General features: G+C 74.2%; 14 protein-coding genes. 8 read left to right on the forward strand and 6 right to left on the reverse strand.

Features of this window, described 5'->3' with window-relative positions:
• Positions 1–12 precede the first annotated feature (12 nt).
• Positions 13–450, reverse strand: coding sequence for a hypothetical protein (locus tag HL054_RS20435; protein WP_369140937.1), 438 nt, complete (start codon positions 448–450; stop codon positions 13–15).
• 110 nt (positions 451–560) lie between these two features.
• Positions 561–2,048, reverse strand: a complete 1,488-nt coding sequence (locus HL054_RS20440; RefSeq protein WP_369140938.1) for a helix-turn-helix domain-containing protein — start codon at positions 2,046–2,048, stop codon at positions 561–563.
• Positions 2,049–2,198: 150 nt separating this feature from the next.
• Here HL054_RS20440 and HL054_RS20445 point away from each other — a divergent pair, with 150 nt between their 5' ends.
• The 7 genes from HL054_RS20445 (at position 2,199) to HL054_RS20475 (ending at position 11,499) form a co-directional block, all read left to right on the forward strand.
• Positions 2,199–3,065 (forward strand): FAD binding domain-containing protein, encoded by an 867-nt coding sequence (locus tag HL054_RS20445; protein ID WP_369140939.1) that lies wholly within the window; start codon positions 2,199–2,201, stop codon positions 3,063–3,065.
• Positions 3,062–3,568 carry a (2Fe-2S)-binding protein gene (locus HL054_RS20450; protein WP_369140940.1) on the forward strand — a complete coding sequence of 169 codons (507 nt, stop codon included), beginning with the start codon at positions 3,062–3,064 and terminating at the stop codon, positions 3,566–3,568. Before HL054_RS20445 ends, HL054_RS20450 begins: the two co-directional genes overlap by 4 nt.
• Positions 3,565–5,928, forward strand: coding sequence for a xanthine dehydrogenase family protein molybdopterin-binding subunit (locus HL054_RS20455; RefSeq protein ID WP_369140941.1), 2,364 nt, complete (start codon positions 3,565–3,567; stop codon positions 5,926–5,928). Before HL054_RS20450 ends, HL054_RS20455 begins: the two co-directional genes overlap by 4 nt.
• Positions 5,928–7,328: an amidohydrolase family protein gene (locus HL054_RS20460; RefSeq protein WP_369140942.1), complete on the forward strand. Its 1,401-nt coding sequence runs from the start codon at positions 5,928–5,930 to the stop codon at positions 7,326–7,328. Before HL054_RS20455 ends, HL054_RS20460 begins: the two co-directional genes overlap by 1 nt.
• Positions 7,329–7,644: 316 nt before the next feature.
• Positions 7,645–9,927, forward strand: a complete 2,283-nt coding sequence (locus HL054_RS20465; protein ID WP_369140943.1) for a putative bifunctional diguanylate cyclase/phosphodiesterase — start codon at positions 7,645–7,647, stop codon at positions 9,925–9,927.
• 143 nt (positions 9,928–10,070) lie between these two features.
• Positions 10,071–10,736 carry a helix-turn-helix domain-containing protein gene (locus tag HL054_RS20470; protein ID WP_369140944.1) on the forward strand — a complete coding sequence of 222 codons (666 nt, stop codon included), beginning with the start codon at positions 10,071–10,073 and terminating at the stop codon, positions 10,734–10,736.
• Entirely contained in the window at positions 10,729–11,499 is a 771-nt protein-coding gene (locus tag HL054_RS20475) for a hypothetical protein (RefSeq protein WP_369140945.1), read from the forward strand. Before HL054_RS20470 ends, HL054_RS20475 begins: the two co-directional genes overlap by 8 nt.
• 337 nt (positions 11,500–11,836) lie before the next feature.
• Here HL054_RS20475 and HL054_RS20480 read toward each other — a convergent pair whose 3' ends face one another.
• The 4 genes from HL054_RS20480 to HL054_RS20495 all read right to left on the reverse strand — a co-directional run bounded on the left by HL054_RS20480 (position 11,837) and on the right by HL054_RS20495 (position 15,761).
• Positions 11,837–13,636: a GmrSD restriction endonuclease domain-containing protein gene (locus HL054_RS20480; protein WP_369140946.1), complete on the reverse strand. Its 1,800-nt coding sequence runs from the start codon at positions 13,634–13,636 to the stop codon at positions 11,837–11,839.
• Between the two features lie 234 nt (positions 13,637–13,870).
• The gene (locus tag HL054_RS20485; RefSeq protein ID WP_369140947.1) at positions 13,871–14,338 is read right to left on the reverse strand and encodes a hypothetical protein; all 468 of its coding nucleotides are present in this window, start codon (positions 14,336–14,338) and stop codon (positions 13,871–13,873) included.
• Positions 14,339–14,425: 87 nt separating this feature from the next.
• Complete coding sequence (locus HL054_RS20490; protein WP_369140948.1) at positions 14,426–14,584, reverse strand: hypothetical protein; 159 nt, start codon at positions 14,582–14,584, stop codon at positions 14,426–14,428.
• Between the two features lie 94 nt (positions 14,585–14,678).
• Positions 14,679–15,761 (reverse strand): NUDIX domain-containing protein, encoded by a 1,083-nt coding sequence (locus HL054_RS20495; RefSeq protein WP_369140949.1) that lies wholly within the window; start codon positions 15,759–15,761, stop codon positions 14,679–14,681.
• Positions 15,762–15,891: 130 nt separating this feature from the next.
• Between HL054_RS20495 and HL054_RS20500 the strand changes: the two genes are divergently transcribed.
• Complete coding sequence (locus HL054_RS20500) at positions 15,892–17,307, forward strand: ADP-ribosylglycohydrolase family protein (protein WP_369140950.1); 1,416 nt, start codon at positions 15,892–15,894, stop codon at positions 17,305–17,307.
• Positions 17,308–17,314 lie beyond the last annotated feature (7 nt).

Genomic DNA, 17,314 nt, shown 5'->3' on the forward strand with positions numbered 1-17,314 from the left:
TCACACTTCTCGTCAGTCTCCGGTGTACGGGGACACGCCGAAGTGCTGGTCGCCGTTGTCGTCCTCCTGCACGAGCACGGTGTAGGCCTGCCCGTTGATGACCGCGGCGCAGGTGCCGCCGTTGCACTCGACGGTCTCCAGGCTGGCGCCCTGCTCCTGCACGGTGGCGGCGAACGCGGCCTCGGTGTCGGAGTTCGCGCTGTCCTCGTTGTTCTTGTAGACCATCACGCCGGCGATCGCGACGGCCGCGACGATGACGGCCACCATCAGCGCGATCAGCGTGGCGGTGTGCCGGGCGACCCAGCCGGGCTCGGTGTCGGTCGCCTCGACGTTGGCGAGCGTGCCCTCGCTGGCGGAGTGGGTCACGTCGGTGGTGGTGGCGCCGGTCGTCGCGCCGGTCGTCGGCTCGGGCTCGACGGCCGGGGTGGGCTCGGTGCTGGGGGTGCTCATCGGGGCATGCCTCGTTCTTCGTCTCGGGTCTGGGGGTCGCCGGGCGCCTCGCGCTCTCCAGCTGCCTCCGAGCGTGCCACAGCTCGCTGGGCGACCGGTCCCGCTCGGCGTCAGCGGAGCACCTGCTCGAGCGCCAGGGCGACCACCAGCGCCGTGTGCCGGGAGGAGGAGTGCACGTCGCCGATCAGCTCCTCGATCTTCTGCAGCCTGCCGTGCACGGTCTGCCGGCGCAGCCGCAGCGCCTCCGAGGTGCGCACCTTGGACGAGGAACTGGCCAGGTAGACCCGCAGGGTGGCGACCAGCTCGGTGCCGTGGGCGGCGTCGTGCTCGACCAGCCGGCCGATCTCCTCCCGCACCAGCTGCCGGGCCATCGGGTCCTGCCCCACGTTGCCGAGCAGCAGCTGCGCGGTCAGCTGGCCGGCGGACACCAGCCGGTCCGGGGTCAGCCCCAGTGCTCGCCGGGCCGCCGCCAGCGAGCGGTCGGTCTCCTCCAGCCGCCCGACCACCGGCCCGGCCACCACCCGGGCCGACGGCGGCCCGTCGGTGGCGAGCCGGTCCACGGCGGCCAGCACCGCCCGCGCCGCGGTCAGCGCCCCCGAGGTCCGGACGACGGCGACCACCTCGTCGCCGACCTCGGCGACCAGGGCGGTCCCCGTCGGCAGGGCACCGGTGACCGCCCGGACGACGTCCAGGTCGGCCTGCCGCAGCCCGGTGACCAGCAGCGCGACGTACCTCCCCTCCGCGGTGAACGGCAGCCCGAGCACCCGCGCCCGGGCCACCAGCTCGCCGGGGACCCGCCAGCGGCGCTCGGTCAGGTCGGTGAGCAGCTGGGCGCGCCGGTGGTCGAGGTCGCCGCCGGACGCCGACCGGAGCAGTGCCAGGCCCAGGGCCTCGGCGCCGAACCGGCAGACGTCGGCCACGGCCGGGTCGTCGGCGCGGGCCGGGGGCAGCACGGCGACCTGCCCCCAGTGCCGCTCGAGCAGGACGACGTCCCGGCGGACCACCGGACGCCCACGCCGCCCCGAGCTGTCCGTCGGCAGGCCGGCCGAGGCGACCAGCGCCCCGTCGGCCGTCGTCACGGTGACCGGTGCGTGCGCGAGCTCGGCCAGCACGGTGGTGAGCTCCGCGGGTCCGGCGCCGTCCAGCAGGGCGTCGGTGAGCACCTGGCGCACGTCCCGCTCACGCCGCCGCCCGGTCTGCGCGCTCTCCAGGATCGCCGACTGGGCCTGCTCGGTGATCTCGACGAAGGGCACCACCTCGCGGAGCACGACCAGCGGCAGGCCGTGCCGCCGGCAGGCCTCGACCATCGCGGGCGGCGCCTCCGGGAAGGTCCAGCCCAGCTCGAGGACGAGCGCGGCCGCGCCGCGTTCGGCCATCGCCGCGACGTAGGCCGCCTCCCCCACCGCACCCCGGCCGGCCAGCCCCAGCCCGGTGGTCAGCAGCAGCTCGCCGCCCTTGAGCAGGAACGCGGCCTCGGCCAGCTCGCTGGTGTGCACCCAGCGCACCGGCCGGTCCAGCAGGTCGGCCCCCACGACAACCTCCGGGCGCGCCCGGGCCAGCGCGTCGATCCGGAGCACCGAAGCGAGCGTCACGACCATGCCGGGAGCAGACCAGGGCGCGGACAGAACGTCCAGTCGCGAGCGCCAGAACGCACCACGACGTCCGTGGTGGGCACCGGACCTGCGGATCAGGATGACGGCACGCCCTCCCCGAGGGCCAGCACGGTTCCCGCTCACGACAGGAGCGCGATGAAGCCCGCAGTGTTCGAGTACCGGCGACCGGCCACGGTCGCCGACGCCCTGGCCGACCTGGCCCGTGCCGACGGCGCCCGCGTGCTCGCGGGTGGGCAGAGCCTGGTCCCCCTGCTCAACCTCCGGCTGGCCACCCCTCCGGTGGTCGTCGACATCAACCGGGTCGAGGGGCTGGACGAGATCGTCGAGCGCGACGGCCGGGTGCACCTCGGCGCCACCGTCCGGCAGGCCGCCGCGCTGACCTCGGACCTGGTGCGCACGGCCCTGCCGCTGGTGGTGCTGGCCCTCACGCGGGTGGCCCATCCCCAGGTCCGGGCGCGCGGCACGGTGGTCGGCAACCTGTGCCACCACGACCCGGCCTCGGAGATGCCCGCGGTCGCCGTCGCGCTGGACGCCGAGTTCACCGTGGCCGCCCCCGACGGCAGCCTCTCGATCGTCCCGGCCGCCGACTTCTTCCTCGAGTCCTTCGCCGTCGCCGTCCCGCCCGGCGGTCTGGTCACCGGCGTCTCCTTCCCGGTGGCCGCGGCCGGCACCGGCGCCGGCTTCTACGAGATCACCCGGAAGGCCAAGGACTTCGCGCTGATCGCCGCGGCCGTCCAGCTCACCGTCACCGGCGGCGCGGTCACCACCGCCCGGGTCGCGGTCAGCGGGCTGACCCACCAGCCGGTGCGGATGGCGGCCGTCGAGGCCGCGCTGACCGGCGGGCCGGCCACGCCCGACGCCGTCCGGGACGCCGCCCGGCTGGCCCGGGCCGACGTGCTCGCCGAGGTCAACACCCGTTCCCCTGCCGACTACCGCAGCCGCGTGCTGCCGGTCGTCGTCGCCCGCGCCTGCCGCGCCGCTGCCTCGGAGGTCGCCCCGTGACCAGCTCGACCCCCACCCGCCCGACGCTGATCCCGATCAGCCTGACCGTCAACGGGCTGCCCGTCGACGCCGCCGTCCCCGGCCGGATGCTGCTGGCCGACTTCCTCCGCGACGAGCTGGGGCTGACCGGCACCCACGTCGGCTGCGGCCACGGCACCTGCGGCTCGTGCACGATCCTGGTCGACGGCGAGGCGGTGCGCTCCTGCCTGCAGTTCGCCGTCCAGGTCGACGGCTGCGCGCTGACCACCGTCGAGGGGATCTCGCCCGACGGCCGGCTCACCCCGGTGCAGCAGGCCTTCCAGGACAACCACGGCATGCAGTGCGGCTTCTGCACCCCCGGCTTCGTCTGCTCCCTCACCGGGCTGCTGGCCAAGGACCCCGCCCCCAGCGAGGAGACGCTCGTCGACACGCTCAACGGCCACCTGTGCCGGTGCACCGGCTACCAGAACATCCTCAAGGCGGCCCGCCAGGCCGCCGGCCGACCCGTGGAGGGAGACCAGTGACCGTCACCGAGCCCACCGCCGGGCCCGTCGCCGCCCGCCCGAAGTACGTCGGCGGCGCCGTCAAGCGCCGTGAGGACCCCCGGCTGCTGCTCGGCCGCGGCCGCTTCGTCGCCGACATCAACCTCTCCGGCACCGTCCACATGGGTGTCCTCCGGTCGCCGCACGCGCACGCCCGGATCGTCTCCGTCGACACCTCGCGCGCGCTCGCCGACCCCCGGGTGCTCGCTGTCCTGACCTGGGACGACATCAAGGACGACGCCGGCCCGCTGCCGTGCATCGACCGGTACACCGACTCGCTGCCGGTGCTGCAGACCGCGCTGGCCGACGGCGTCGTGCGCTACGTCGGGGAGCCGGTGGTCGCCCTGGTGGCGAGCACCGAGTACGGCGCGGAGGACGCGCTCTCGCTGGTCGACGTCACCTACGAGCCGCTGCCGGTGGTGGTCGACCTGGACGACGCCGTCGCCGGGACGGCGCTGCTCTACCCCGAGCACGGCACCAACGTGATGACGACGATCTCCCAGGACGCCGGCGACGTCGAGGCCGCGTTCGCCGCCGCCGACCGGGTGTACGAGGAGACCTTCACCATCCACCGGTACGTGCCGATGCCGATGGAGACCCGCGGCGTCGTCGCCGAGGTCGACCCGATCACCGAGCGGCTCACGCTGACCACCTCCACCCAGTTCCCGCACCTGGTCCGCGGCTTCCTGTCCGGGGTGCTCGGCATGCCGGAGAGCCGGATCCGGGTGGTGGCCCCCGACGTCGGCGGCGGGTTCGGCGCAAAGTGCGAGTTCTGCTGCGAGGAGGTGCTCGCGCCGCTGTTCGCGCTGCGGCTGCGCCGGCCGGTGAAGTGGATCGAGGACCGGCGGGTGTCGATGGTGGCCTCCTCGCACGCCCGCGAGCAGAAGCACATCGTGCGGGTGGCGGTGCAGCACGACGGCACGGTGACGGCGGTCGACGCGCAGTCCTGGACGTCGAACGGCGCTGCGTACTGCACGCTGGCCACCACCCCGGCGTCCATCTCCAGCGCGATGCTGCGCGGGCCCTACCGCATCCCGCACTACCGGGCCCGGGCGCACTGCGTCGTCACCAACAAGACGCCGCTGGCGGTCTACCGCGGTGCCGGCCACCCGCAGGCGGTGCTGGTGATGGAACGGATGATGGACACCATCGCCACCGACCTGGGCCGCGACCGGGTCGAGCTGCGGCTGCAGAACATGCTCACGCCGGCCGAGCTGCCCAGCGACCGCGGCACGGCGATCGTGCTGGCCGGCCCGGTCGTCTACGACACCGGCGACTACGGGGCCTGCCTCACCCGGGCTGCGGAGATGATCGGCCTCACCCCGGACTGGCCGGCCGAGCAGGCCGCCGCGCGCGCCGAGGGCAGGTACCTGGGCATCGGCATCGCCTCGCTGGTCGAGGAGACCTCCATCGGCCCCTACGAGTCGGCCGTCGTCCGGGTGGACGGCGCGGGCAAGGTGACCGTGCTGACCGGCTCGTCGCCGCACGGCCAAGGGCACGTGACCACGTTCAGCCAGCTGGTCGCCGACGAGCTGGAGGTGGACATCGACGACATCACGATCCTGTACGGCGACACCGACGTCGTCGCCGACGGTGTCGGCACGTTCGCCTCGAGGTCGGCGGCGATCGGGGGCGCGGCCGCACGCAAGGCGGCCGGCGCGGTGAAGGACAAGGCGCTGGCGGTCGCCGCGCACGTGCTGGAGATCGACGTGGCCGACCTGGAGTGGCGCAACGGCGCGGCGTACGTGCGGGGTGTGCCGGCGACGACGATGTCGCTCGGTGAGCTGGCGTCGGCGGCGACGGCGTGGAACGCGCCGCTGCCGGGAGGCATGGAGTTCAACCTGGAGGCCACCTACCAGCACCAGGCCGGTGGCATCGCCTTCTCCGACGCGACGCACGCGGCCAAGCTCGCCGTCGACGTCGAGACCGGCGAGGTGGAGGTGCTCGACTACGTCGTCGTGCACGACTGCGGCACGGTGATCAACCCGACCATCGTCGAGGGCCAGGTGCACGGCGGCGTCGCGCAGGGGCTGGGCGGCACGTTCATGGAGGAGCTGGCCTACTCCGCCGACGGTCAACCCCTGCCGCTGACGTTGCAGGACTACATCCTCCCCACCGTCGGTGACATGCCCTGGATCCGCACCGACCACATGGAGAGCCCCACGCCGCTGAACCCCTACGGCATGAAGGGCGCCGGCGAGGGCGGGGCGACCGGGGCGCCGGGTGCGCTGGTCGGCGCGCTGCAGGACGCCCTGGCGGTCTTCGGGGTCAACCTGACGTCGGACGGTCCGTGGACGCCGGACAAGGTGCTCGCGCTGGTGCCGCTCGCGGAGGACGGCTGATGAGCACCACCGTGCTGGCCGGGGCGACGGTGGTGGCGATGGACCCGGCGCGCCGGGTGCTGACCGACGGCGCGGTCGCCTTCAGCGACGCCGGGCAGATCGTCGCCGTCGGTCCGACGGCCGTCGTGCGGGCCGACCTGCCGGACGCCGACGTCGTCGACTGCGCCGGGCAGGTGGTCGTGCCGGGGTTCGTGAACACCCACACCCACCTGTTCCAGACGCTGCTCAAGGGGCTGGGCGACGACCGCGTCCTGTCGGACTGGTTCACCTCGATGACCGGCCCGTCGGCGGTGCACCTGACGCCGGAGGACGTGTACGCCGGCGCGCTGCACGGCTGCGCGGAGGCGCTGACCACCGGGACGACGACGCTGCTGGACTTCATGTACGTGCACCCGCGGCCGGGCCTGGGCGACGCGGTGGCGCAGGCGATGTCCGACGTCGGCATCCGGGGGGTGGTGGCCCGCGGCTACATGACGGCGGGCGTGGACGTCGGCGTGCCCCCGGAGCTGGTGCAGCCGCTGGACGTCGCGCTGCACGACGCCGAGCGGCTGGTGGGTCGCTGGAACCGGCCCGACTCGCGGGTGACCGTGGGGCTCGCGCCGTGCATGAGCTGGTCGGTGGACGCGGCGACGCTGACCGAGACCCGGGCACTGGCCGACGCGACCGGGGCGCTGGTGACCATGCACCTGTCGGAGTCGCCGTTCGACGTCGAGGAGTCTGTGCGGCGCTTCGGGATGCGGGACGTGCCGTTCGCCGCGGACACCGGACTGCTCGGGCCGGACCTGCTGGCCTCGCACTGCGTGCAGGTGGACGCCACCGACCTGGACCTGCTCGCAGCGACCGACACGAAGGTGTCGCACAACCCGTGCTCGAACCTGTACCTCGGGTCGGGGTTCGCGCCGGTGCCGGAGATGCAGCGGCGCGGGATCACCGTCGGGCTGGCGTCGGACGGGCCGGCGTCGTCGTCGAACCACTCGATGCTCCAGGCGATGAAGTTCGCCGCGCTGCTGCACAAGGGCGTGCACCGCGATCCCGAGATCATGACCGCGGAGAAGGCGCTGGAGATGGCGACCATCGACGGCGCCCGGGCGCTCGGGATGGCGTCGTCCATCGGGTCGCTGGAGCCCGGCAAGCGGGCCGACGTGGTGGTGCTGGACATGTCGAACCTGTGCGTGACGCCGGTGCACGCGGCCGTGTCGTCGCTGGTCTACAGCCAGCGCGGGGACGAGGTGGCCCGGGTGTACGTCGACGGGCAGCTCGTCGTCTCCGGCGGTGAGCTGGTGACCGTGCCCGAGGCGGAGGTGCGGGCCCGCTCGGTGGCGGCAGCCCGCGGGCTGGCGGCACGGGCGGGCACCGACCGGTTCGCCGCCCGCCCGTGGCGGTCGATGGTCGAAACCTGACGGCGACGACCTCCCTCGTCCGGGGGAAGTCCTGCGCGGGGGCGGGGAGGGGCGGTCGGGCGGCCCCGGCGCGGCACCGCGTCCCGGGTACCGGCGCCCCGCCTGCCCGTGGCGCCCGCCGAACACGGGGGCCGAGGCGCGAATGCGCTGCTCACGGCCGTGGCCGCGACCCCGCGGGGTGGGTCGGTCGGACACCCGGGCCGGTCCACCCGTGAGGGCGCACGACTCCACTGCGGGCGCCCCGGCCCCCAGCAGGCGCGGCGCCGCTGCCGGTCGGCGTCCTCAAGGCGACGCGCCGGTGGACCGATGGGGCGGCATGAGAGCCAGGCCATGGGGCGTGTACCTGTCGGTGGGCGCCGTCGTCCTCGCGGCGTACCTCGCGTTCCCGGTCGGGATCCCGCAGGACGCCGTGTACACCGCGGTGGGCCTGTCCAGCGTCGTCGCCATCGTGGCCGGGGTGCGGCTGCACCGCCCGGCGCGACCGGCCGCCTGGTACGTCATGGCGGCCGGCCAGCTCAGCTGGGTGGTCGGTGACGCCCTGTACGCCTGGTACAACGACGTCCTGGGCGTGAGCCCGTTCCCCTCCCCCGCCGACGCGTTCTACCTGGCCGCCTACCCGATCCTCGGCTGCGGGATCCTGGCTCTCATCCGGGTCCGGCGGCAGCAGCTCGACCTGCCCGGGCTCATCGACAGCGGCATCGTCACCATCGGCCTGGGCCTGGTGTCCTGGCTGGTGGTCGCCGGTCCGATCGTCGGCTCGGGCGAGCCGGCGCTGACCCGGATCGTCGGGGTGGCCTACCCGGTCGGCGACGTCCTGCTGCTGGCCCTGCTCGTCCGGCTGGTCACCGTCCCCGGGGCCCGCACCGCGTCCTTCCGGCTGCTCGGCGGCGCCGTCGGCGCGCTGCTGCTCGCCGACAGCGCCTTCGCCGTCATGTCGGCCCAGTCGGACCTCGACACCGGCGCCCTCGACCTCGTCTGGCTCGCCTCCTACGTGCTGTGGGGGGCGGCCGCTCTGCACCCCTCGATGCGCGGCCTCACCGAGCCCGGCACCGCGGACGCCCCGTCGTTCTCCGTCGGGCGGCTCGCCGCGCTGACCCTCGCCGTGCTCATCGCCCCCGGTGCGCTCGCCACCCAGCTCGCCTTCGACCTCACCGTGCAGGGCTGGCCGGTGGTCATCGCCTCCGTCGCGCTGTTCTCCCTCGTGGTCGCCCGGATGTACCTGGCCATCCGGGAGATCGTCGCGGCCGGCCGGAAGCGGGCGGAGCTCCAGCAGGAGATCGCCCACCAGGCCGCCTACGACTCCCTCACCGGCCTGGCCAACCGCGGGCACCTGCTCGCGCTCGTCGAGGCCGCGATGCACCGCGCCCGCCGCAGCAGCAGCCAGCTGGCGCTGCTGTGCATCGACCTCGACCGCTTCAAGGCCGTGAACGACACCTTCGGCCACGCGGCCGGCGACGAGGTGCTCCGCGTCGTCGCCGAGCGGATGCGCCAGGTGGTGCGCGCCGGTGACACGGTGGGCCGCCTCTCCGGCGACGAGTTCGTCATCCTGATCGAGCCGCTGGAGGAGACCTCCGAGCTGCTGGAGCTGGGCAGCCGGCTCATCGCCGCGGTCTCGGCGCCGATCCCGATCGGTGGCCGCGACGTGACGGTCGGCGCCAGCATCGGGGCGGCGGTGAGCTCCGACGGCAGCACGGACGCCGACGCGCTGCTGCACCACGCCGACGCCGCCACCTACCGGGCCAAGACCGCCGGCCGGGGCCGGGTCGAGCTGTTCGACGAGGCGCTGCGCCGTCAGCTCGACGTCCAGGCCGACACCGAGACGGCGATCCGGACCGGGCTGGCCAACGGCGAGTTCCTGCTGCACTACCAGCCGGTGCTGGACCTCGGCACCGGGCGGGTGGAGGGCTACGAGGCGCTCATCCGGTGGGAGCGGCCCGGACACGGGCTCGTGTCCCCTGACGACTTCATCCCCGTCGCCGAGCAGTCGACGCTGATCTGCGACATCGGCCGGTGGGTGCTCGACCACGCCGCCGCGCAGCTCGCGCAGTGGCGGTGGGACGACCCTGCGGCCGCGGGGCTCACCATGGCGGTCAACATCTCCGGGCGGCACCTGGCCAGCCCGGGGGTCGTCGACGACGTCACCTCCGCGCTGTACGCGGTCGGGCTGCCCGGTTCGGCGCTGGTAGTGGAGATCACCGAGACCGTCCTGGTGGACCGGCTGAGCACCGCGGAGCGCCTTCGGGAGCTGCGGGCGCTGGGCGTCGGCATCAGCATCGACGACTTCGGCACGGGCTACACCTCGATCGGCCAGCTGCAGCACCTGCACGTGGACACGCTGAAGATCGACAAGAGCTTCGTGAACTCGGCCGGCCCGGGCACCGTCGAACTGGTTCGGTTGATGATCGACGCCGCGCACGCCTTCGGGCTGCGGGTGGTCGCCGAGGGCATCGAGGACCCGGACCAGCTGGAGCTGCTCCGCCGGCTGGCCTGCGACTCCGGGCAGGGCTACCTGTTCTCCCGCCCGCAACCCGCTCGCGCCCTCCCGACGCCGACCACCGGTGGGATCCGGCAGTCCCCGTTGGCCGCATCTCCCAGCTGACGGCTCACCCGCGGACGGCGTAGTGGCCGCTGCCTCGACACGCTCTGCACCGGTGGAGGTCTAGCGCTCCAGCTGCTCGAGCCCCATGGCACGACTCCGGCGAGCCTCTTGATGGACAGTGTCGTTTCAGCGACACTGTCTGCATGGCGCTGATGACGACGCAGCAGGCTGCCGACCGGATCGGCGTCTCGGTCCGGCACGTACAGCGGCTGGTCGCCGGGGGCGACCTGACCGCGATCGGGCCCGACCGGGTCGACGCCGCGTCGGTCGCCCAGTGGGTGGCGCAACGCCAGGGCAGCCGCGTGCGCGCCTGGGAGGAACCGACCGCCTGGGCCGCCGTCGCCCTCCTCGAGGGCCAGCCGGCGCCCTGGCTGGGGCAGCCGCAGCGGTCCCGTCTCCGCTCGACGCTCGCCGGGGCCACCGCCGCCGAACTGGTCGTCCGAGCGCGCAACCGGGCAGCGGTGCACCGGTTCGCCGCACACCCGCGCGCCCTCGACCGGCTGGCCCGGGCGGTGATCACGTCAGGCGCGGCCAAGGACATCGCCGGCCTCACTGCCACCGACCGGCTCGACGGTTACGTCGACGACGCCGTCCTGCAGCGGCTCGTCACCCAGTACCGGCTGGATCCCGACCCGGGGGGCAACGCCACACTGCGGGCGACGGGCATGCCGATCGACGTGGTCGCCGAGTTGGCGGGCGGTCGCCGCCGTGTGCTGGCCGGGTGGGACCTCGCCGGTTCGGCCGACGCGCGCGAGCGCTCGGCCGGCCACCGGCTGCTCGAGCGAGCAGTGGAGCGCCTGCGTGGCTGACCTCCTCCGCCCGGCGACCCCACCCGGCGGTTGGGCCCGACCGTGGCCGGACGTCGCCGAACTGACTGCCGCCGTCCCGGCGACCGCGTGGACCCTGATCGGCGGGCTGATGGTCCAGCTGCACGGCGCACTCGCCGGCCTGCCGGTCGTGCGGCCGACCAACGACGTCGACGTCCTGCTGCACGTCGAGACCGGGCAGGGACGCGCCGCGCAGGTCGCCCGCGCTCTGGAGGAACTGCGCTACGAGCTGAGACCCAGCATCGACGCACGCACGGGCACGGCACACCGGTTCGTCCGCGAGGGAGCCGTCGTCGACCTCGTGACGTCCGAGGCGGGTCCCTCCGTCGTCGACGTGGTCGCCGCTGACCACGCCCCGCCGAGGACGCTCGAGCGGTTCCGGGGGTACGACCTGGTGCAGGTGGCGGGGGGCACCCAGGCACTCCGGCGGACGGTCCTGGCCGAGCTGCAGATCACCGCTTCGGACACGACCACCATCAGCGTGCCCGACGCCTTCGGCGCGCTGATCCTCAAGGCCGCCGCGCACCGGGTGGACACCCGCGACCGCGAACGCCACCTGGCCGACGCCGCGGTGCTGCTGGCCTGCGTCGACCCATTTGAGGAACGCACGGCGTCCGGCAGCGACCGGTCACGGCTGCTGTACCTGAAGCGGCACCTGGCGGACCCCACGGCGTCCGCGTGGCTGCTCCTCCCGGCGGACGCCCGGCGCAACGGACAGGTGGCACTCGACCTGCTGTGCTCCTGAGTGCGTGCGGCGCCCACCGTTCCCGCTCAACCCATCTGCCCGACGTCGACCGCACGGCCGAGTCCTGGCGAGACCGCCGTGATGGGCGGCCCCGCTGCACCACCCGTCCACGACCTCGCCGATGCAGCGAGCGCAGGGTGACGGCGCCTTCAACCGACGTCGGCCGGCTCGCGGTCGCCCGTCGACCTGCTGTCGGCGCTCAGCTCACCGGCTTCGTCATCGACGTCCACTGATAACCGTCGAACCACCGCAGGATCGTCGGGTCTTGCGGATCGTTGTAGAAGCCGGCGGGCGGCGCGGCTGCCGGAGTCCCGGTCGCCCGGGCGGGATGGCCGGCTCAGTTCTCGCAGCCGACGCCGTCGTTGTCGCGATCGAACTTCGGTTGCCAGCCGGGGTCGCCGGCGTGGATGGGAGCTGCACCGGCGGCCCGGACCGCGTCGCAGTTGGCGTAATAGGTGGCCACGGGCGCGGGTGCCGGGGCGGGCGCAGGTGCCGGAGCCGGCGCGGGCGCGGGGACGACCACGACCGGTGCGGGCTTCGGCGCGGGCGCGGGCGCGGGCGCGGGCGCCGGCGCCGGTGCGGGAGCTGCGGTGGTGGGGGCTGCCGTCGCGCGCGGGGGCACGTTGGCGATGACGCCGCCAGGCAGCGGCTCGTCCGGGCAGGTGCTCAGCACGGTGGCGATGGCGTTCCGCTCGGCCTGGGTCATCCAGAGGCTGTAGGTGACCTTGACCGCGACCTGGCGGGCGACGTAGGCGCAGCGGTAGGCCTTGTTCGGCGGCAGCCAGGTCGCGGCGTCGCCGTCGCCCTTCTGCATGTTGAGCGGTCCGTCGACGGCCAGCAGGTTCAGCGGGTCGTTGGCGAAGGTGGTGCGGAGGGCGGGGGCCCAGCCCTGCGACCCGGTCTGCCAGCTGTTGGAGAGCGCCACGACGTGGTCGATCTGCACGTCGGCGCTGGTGTCCTGCCCGCGCTGGAAGCCGATCGTCCGGCCGGAGTACGGGTCGGCGAGCGAGCCCGCGAGCACGACGCAGTCGCGGGTACCGGGCTTGAAGACGTCCGCGGAGAGGTCGCGGGCGAGGACGTCGTTGCGGGTGTCGCAGCCGTTGCGGTCGATGTCGGTCCAGGCCTGACCGAAGAGGGCGCGGTCGTAGCCGGTCTTGGGCGCGCGGCCCTGGACCGGGACGGCGGAGAGCGCCGCGAGCGCGGTGGTCGAGCCGGCGGCGCCGACGGCCTGCTCGGTGGCCGCGTCGCTGAGCAGCCCGGTGCTGGGGGTGACGGCGCCGGCGGCGGTGGCGCCCTCGGCCGTTTCGGCCTGGAGCAGTGCCGCCTCCGCGGCGACGATGGCGGCTTCGGGGTCGACCGTCGGGGTCCCTGCTGCCGGCGTCGCCGGGACCGCGGCCTGTGCGGCAGCCGGATCCGTGGCCGGCAGGGTGGCCCCGCCGACGGTGAGCGCGACGACGCCGGCCGCCGCGACCATGCCGCCGACGCCGCGCGAGGCGATGAACGCCCACTGCGCCCGGCCGATGGCGGCCGCGGCGACGCCCAGCACGAGCGCGGACAGCCCGAGCATCATCAGGACGCCGGGGAAACCGCCCGTGGCGGCGCCGGTGACGACCAGCAGGAGCACGATCGCGGCGGCCACGGCGAGGGCGACCGGCTTGCGGTCTCTCGCCGGCTGCAGCTGGGCGGGGGGCGCCCAGCCCGGGAGCACGGGGCTGAGGGCAGGGACGAACTGTGCCGTCGACTGGTCGGCGAAGGTGGACGCCGCGACCGCCGGGGCGGCGAGCGGCTGGCCGGTGGTCGCACTGAAGACGGTCTCCAGGACGGTGAACGGGTCGGCGTCGGCGTAGGTGAGCCGGACGTCCTTCGAGCGGACGACGGCACCCGGCAGGTCCGCCGTCATGGCCCGGACCGCTGCGCCGGCCGCCGTCACCCCAAGGGCGTCGACGTAGAGGGTGCTGCCGCGACCGGTCGGGGCGTCGAGGACGAGCCGCAGGTACTTGGCGGCCCCGGCGGGGGCGACGACGGCGAACCCCAGGTCGGCGGCACGGTCGACGACGTCGCGGACGGGGCTGGACGGGTTCCGCTGCAGCCACTGCGCCAGCAGCGCCTCGACGGCAGATGGATGTGACGACGACATGAGCGGACCCCCGTTGGTCGAGCAGCGAACCGACTCATCGTCGTTCCGCTTCCCGCCCGACCGACGCTCCGACAGGCCCTGGGGCGGACGGGCTCAAGTCGCGCAGCCCACCCGTCCCCCGCGTCCCACGAACACCTGCGGGGTCGCGGTCTCCGGTCGGGTCAGCGCACCGTCAGGAGGGAGCCGAGCTGGCGTCGACCCGCCGCCGCGGACTGGGTAACGGCCACGAGGGATTCAGTACCGGGCGCCGCGGTAGTCGGCGGCGCAGGCCATGCACTCGAGCCGTGCCGCCATGTGCTCGAGCCGCTTCACGATGCGGCAGGTACGGCACCAGCGGAACGTCCGCCGGCTGCGGACAGCCAGGTCCTCGACCGTCTCCGCGACGAGAGAGGGCTGGAACTCGACGTCTTCGCGGGCGAACTCGCGCTCGTGGGTGGGATGGATCGAGGTCGTCCCGGGCCCGTCCCAGCGCAGGTCGAGCCTCGACACGGTGAACGTCGACCCGGCGACCCGGAGCAGCACCTGCATCGGCTCGCCGGAGACGAACCAGCCGATCAGCGGCCGGCGCCGGCCGGGCGTATCCGCAGCCAGCTCCACAGGCCGCCACCCGCCGCCGAGCGCGCGCAGGACGTCGTCCTCGGACACGTCGAGCGCCTCGGCGATCCCGGACAGGACCTCCGGCCCCGACCGTTCGTCGTCCACGTCGCCGTCCCCCGCTCCGACCGCCGGCCGGCGGTCGAGGCGAGGATGACAGCGACGTCCGACGGAACGGCCGAGCCGAGGGTGGGCTCAGTAGCGGCTGGTGCCGCCCGGGCGCTTGCCGCTGCGCTTGGCCTGGAAGTCCGACACAGCCTTCTTGATCTTCGCCTGGTTCTGCGGCTTGCGGGCTTCCTGGATGAGCTTCGTCGCGACGGTCGAGACGAGGAGCTTCCGGATCATGCCTGCCATGGTGGTCTCCTCCGGTTGAGCGGCCGGTGTCGGCCGCGTTCTCCGAACCTGTGCCCCAGGACGACGAGATCCACGCCCGGTGAGTTCCCGAGCCTCAGCGCGCGCCGGCGATGCGGCCGAGCGCTTGCTCCAGCGCAACGCGCGCCACCTGCCGGCGCGCGGGGTCATCCAGCGCGGCCGCGGGCACGTGCACGTGGTGCGTTGCGGCAGACGTGCGCTCGAGCCGAAAGTCCGGGTTGCCCCCCGCTAGCGCCACCGCGTCGTCCGGGTCGAGACCGACAGAGAGCGTCAGCGGCTTGGCGTAGGCGGCCACCCGCTCGGAGCCCGGCGGCCGGACGGCCACGTAGTGCGGCATCACCGTGAGCGTCAGCGGCACCTGCGTACCGGCGTCGTCCACCAGTCGCTGGATCGCCGGCGCCACGTTGTGCTCGCCCAGCTCGCCGAACGTACGCACCGGACCCGCGTCGTCCACGGGTTGCTCCGCCCGGTTCCGCTCCTTGCGCACCGGGCGGATGCCCAGGACGTCGGTCAGGTCGCGGCTCTCCCCGGCTCGGCGGTAGAGCTCGGCCGGCTTGCCCATGACGCCCGCCCGCTCCTTGCGCGCGAACTCCCCGGTGGGCTGGATGAGCCCCTTGCCGACCATGTAGCGCCGGAACGTGTCGATCGACGGCCGGCTCTCCCCCGGCCCTGGCCGGGGCGCCACCGCGTCGTGCAGTGCCTGCAGCGCCTTCAGCGGGAACGACTCGCCGAGCAGGCCGGCGGGGTCCGGCTGGAGCGCGTAGTCCTGCCGTACCCGGTCCACGGCCAGGCGCACAATCACGGCGCGGTCGAACGGCTGCCCAACGGCGTCGTCCGCGGGCACGACCCGGACGTCGTCGCGGCTCGCGACCACCGGGTCGACGTCGTCGGCGAGCAGCAGGACGACGTGCGCGACGGACAGCACCCAGCCCCGGTCGTCGCGGTCAGGGTCGTCGAAGATGTGCAGCTGCTGAGGGCGCGTGCCACGGAGGCCTACCTTCTGCGACAGCGAGCGGAGCACGGCATCGGCCAGCGTCTCGCCCTCGTACATGTAAGTCGTGGGGAGCGACCACTCGCCGTCACCGGGTCGCTGATGCTGGACAACGCCGAGGGCGCCGTTGCCCACGTCCACCACCAGGACAGCCGTGTCGACCGCCACGGCTGGGCGGGCGGGATCCCGATGGGGCTGTCCTGCTTCGTCACTCACGGCGGTTGACCATCCGGCATGTCTGCCTCGATCTCCACTTCGGCGCACCATGGCCGAGCACTCACTCCCTGCAGGAGGCCCGATGTCCCAGCCCATGCCCCGTAGCCACCGCGTCGCCGGTGCGCTGATCGGCTCCGCCGTCGGCGATGCCCTCGGCGCCCCGTTCGAGTTCGGCCCAGCCGGCCAGTTCTCCGCCCGCTTCGCCACCGAGGCCCGCGGAGTCGCCACCGAGATGTGCGGCGGTGGGTCGCTGCACTGGGAGCCGGGTGAGTTCACCGACGACACCCAGATGGGGCTGCTCGTGGCGGCGTCCCTGGTCGAGCGGGGTGGCCTGGACGAGGCCGACCTCTTCGACCGGTTCCGCACCTGGGCGGGAGAGAGCCCGCCGGACATCGGCAACCAGACCCGCGCCGTCCTGAGTTCCGGCCGGCCGTGGGACGTCGCCGCGGCGGAGCACTTCGCCCGCTCCGGGCACGCGGCCGGCAACGGCTCGCTGATGCGGACGACGCCGGCGGCGATCTGGTTCGCCCGGTCCAGCACCGCGGCGACCATGGACGCCGCCCGGCGGATCTCCGCCCTCACCCACGGCGACCCGTCAACTGGCGAGGGCTGCGCGATCTTCCACGAACTGGTCCGAGTGGCGCTGGACGGCGGCGACCCGCTGGCGACGATCCCCCCGACGCTGGAGCTCGTGGCGCCGGAGCACCGCGACCGCTGGGCGACCGTGCTGGCACCGGACTGGACGCCGGACCAGGCGACCGAGAGCAACGGCGCGGTGTGGCCGACGCTCGGCTCGTCCGTGTGGGCGCTGCGCCACGGCCGCGACTTCGCCGGGGTGATGCGTCTGGTCATCGACCTCGGTGGAGACACCGACACGGTGGCCGCCGTCGCGGGTGGGTTGGCCGGTGCGGTGTTCGGCATCGCCGGCATCCCGATGCGGTGGACGTCGGTCGTTCACGGCCGGGTGCCGGGCTACGCCGACAAGCGCTGGGACCTCGCCGACCTGCACGCCCTGGCCGCGACGCTGGACGGCCACCCGACCGACCGGCACGTGGCGGCCCGCAGCCCGCGGCTGGAGCCGCGCGAGGTGCTGCCGGGTGTGTGGGCCGCCGACCTGGACGGTGCGCGGGACAGCTCGCGGGACTTCGCCGTCGTCTCCCTGTGCCGGACCAGGGAGCCGTTCGGGCACGAGGTGCAGCGATTCGCCTACTTGACGGACGACGACGCGAACAGCGAGGTGGACGCCGTGCTGGCCGACGTCCTCGACGACATCGCGGCGCTGCGGGCCGAGGGCCGGCCGGTGCTGGTGCACTGCCACGGCGGGGCGTCGCGCACCGGGCTGGTGCTCCGGGCGTGGCTGCGCCGGACCGATGGCCTGACCGCCGAGCAGGCGACGGCCGCCGTCCAGGCGCGCTGGCCGTACCTGGGTCTGTGGAACGACAGCTTCACCGTCGCGCTCGAGCGCGTGAGCCACTCGACCAACGGAGCGGAGGATTGAGACAGCC

Origin of the sequence: Modestobacter versicolor, from assembly GCF_041028285.1 — a bacterium.
GTDB classification, from domain to species: domain Bacteria; phylum Actinomycetota; class Actinomycetes; order Mycobacteriales; family Geodermatophilaceae; genus Modestobacter; species Modestobacter versicolor_A.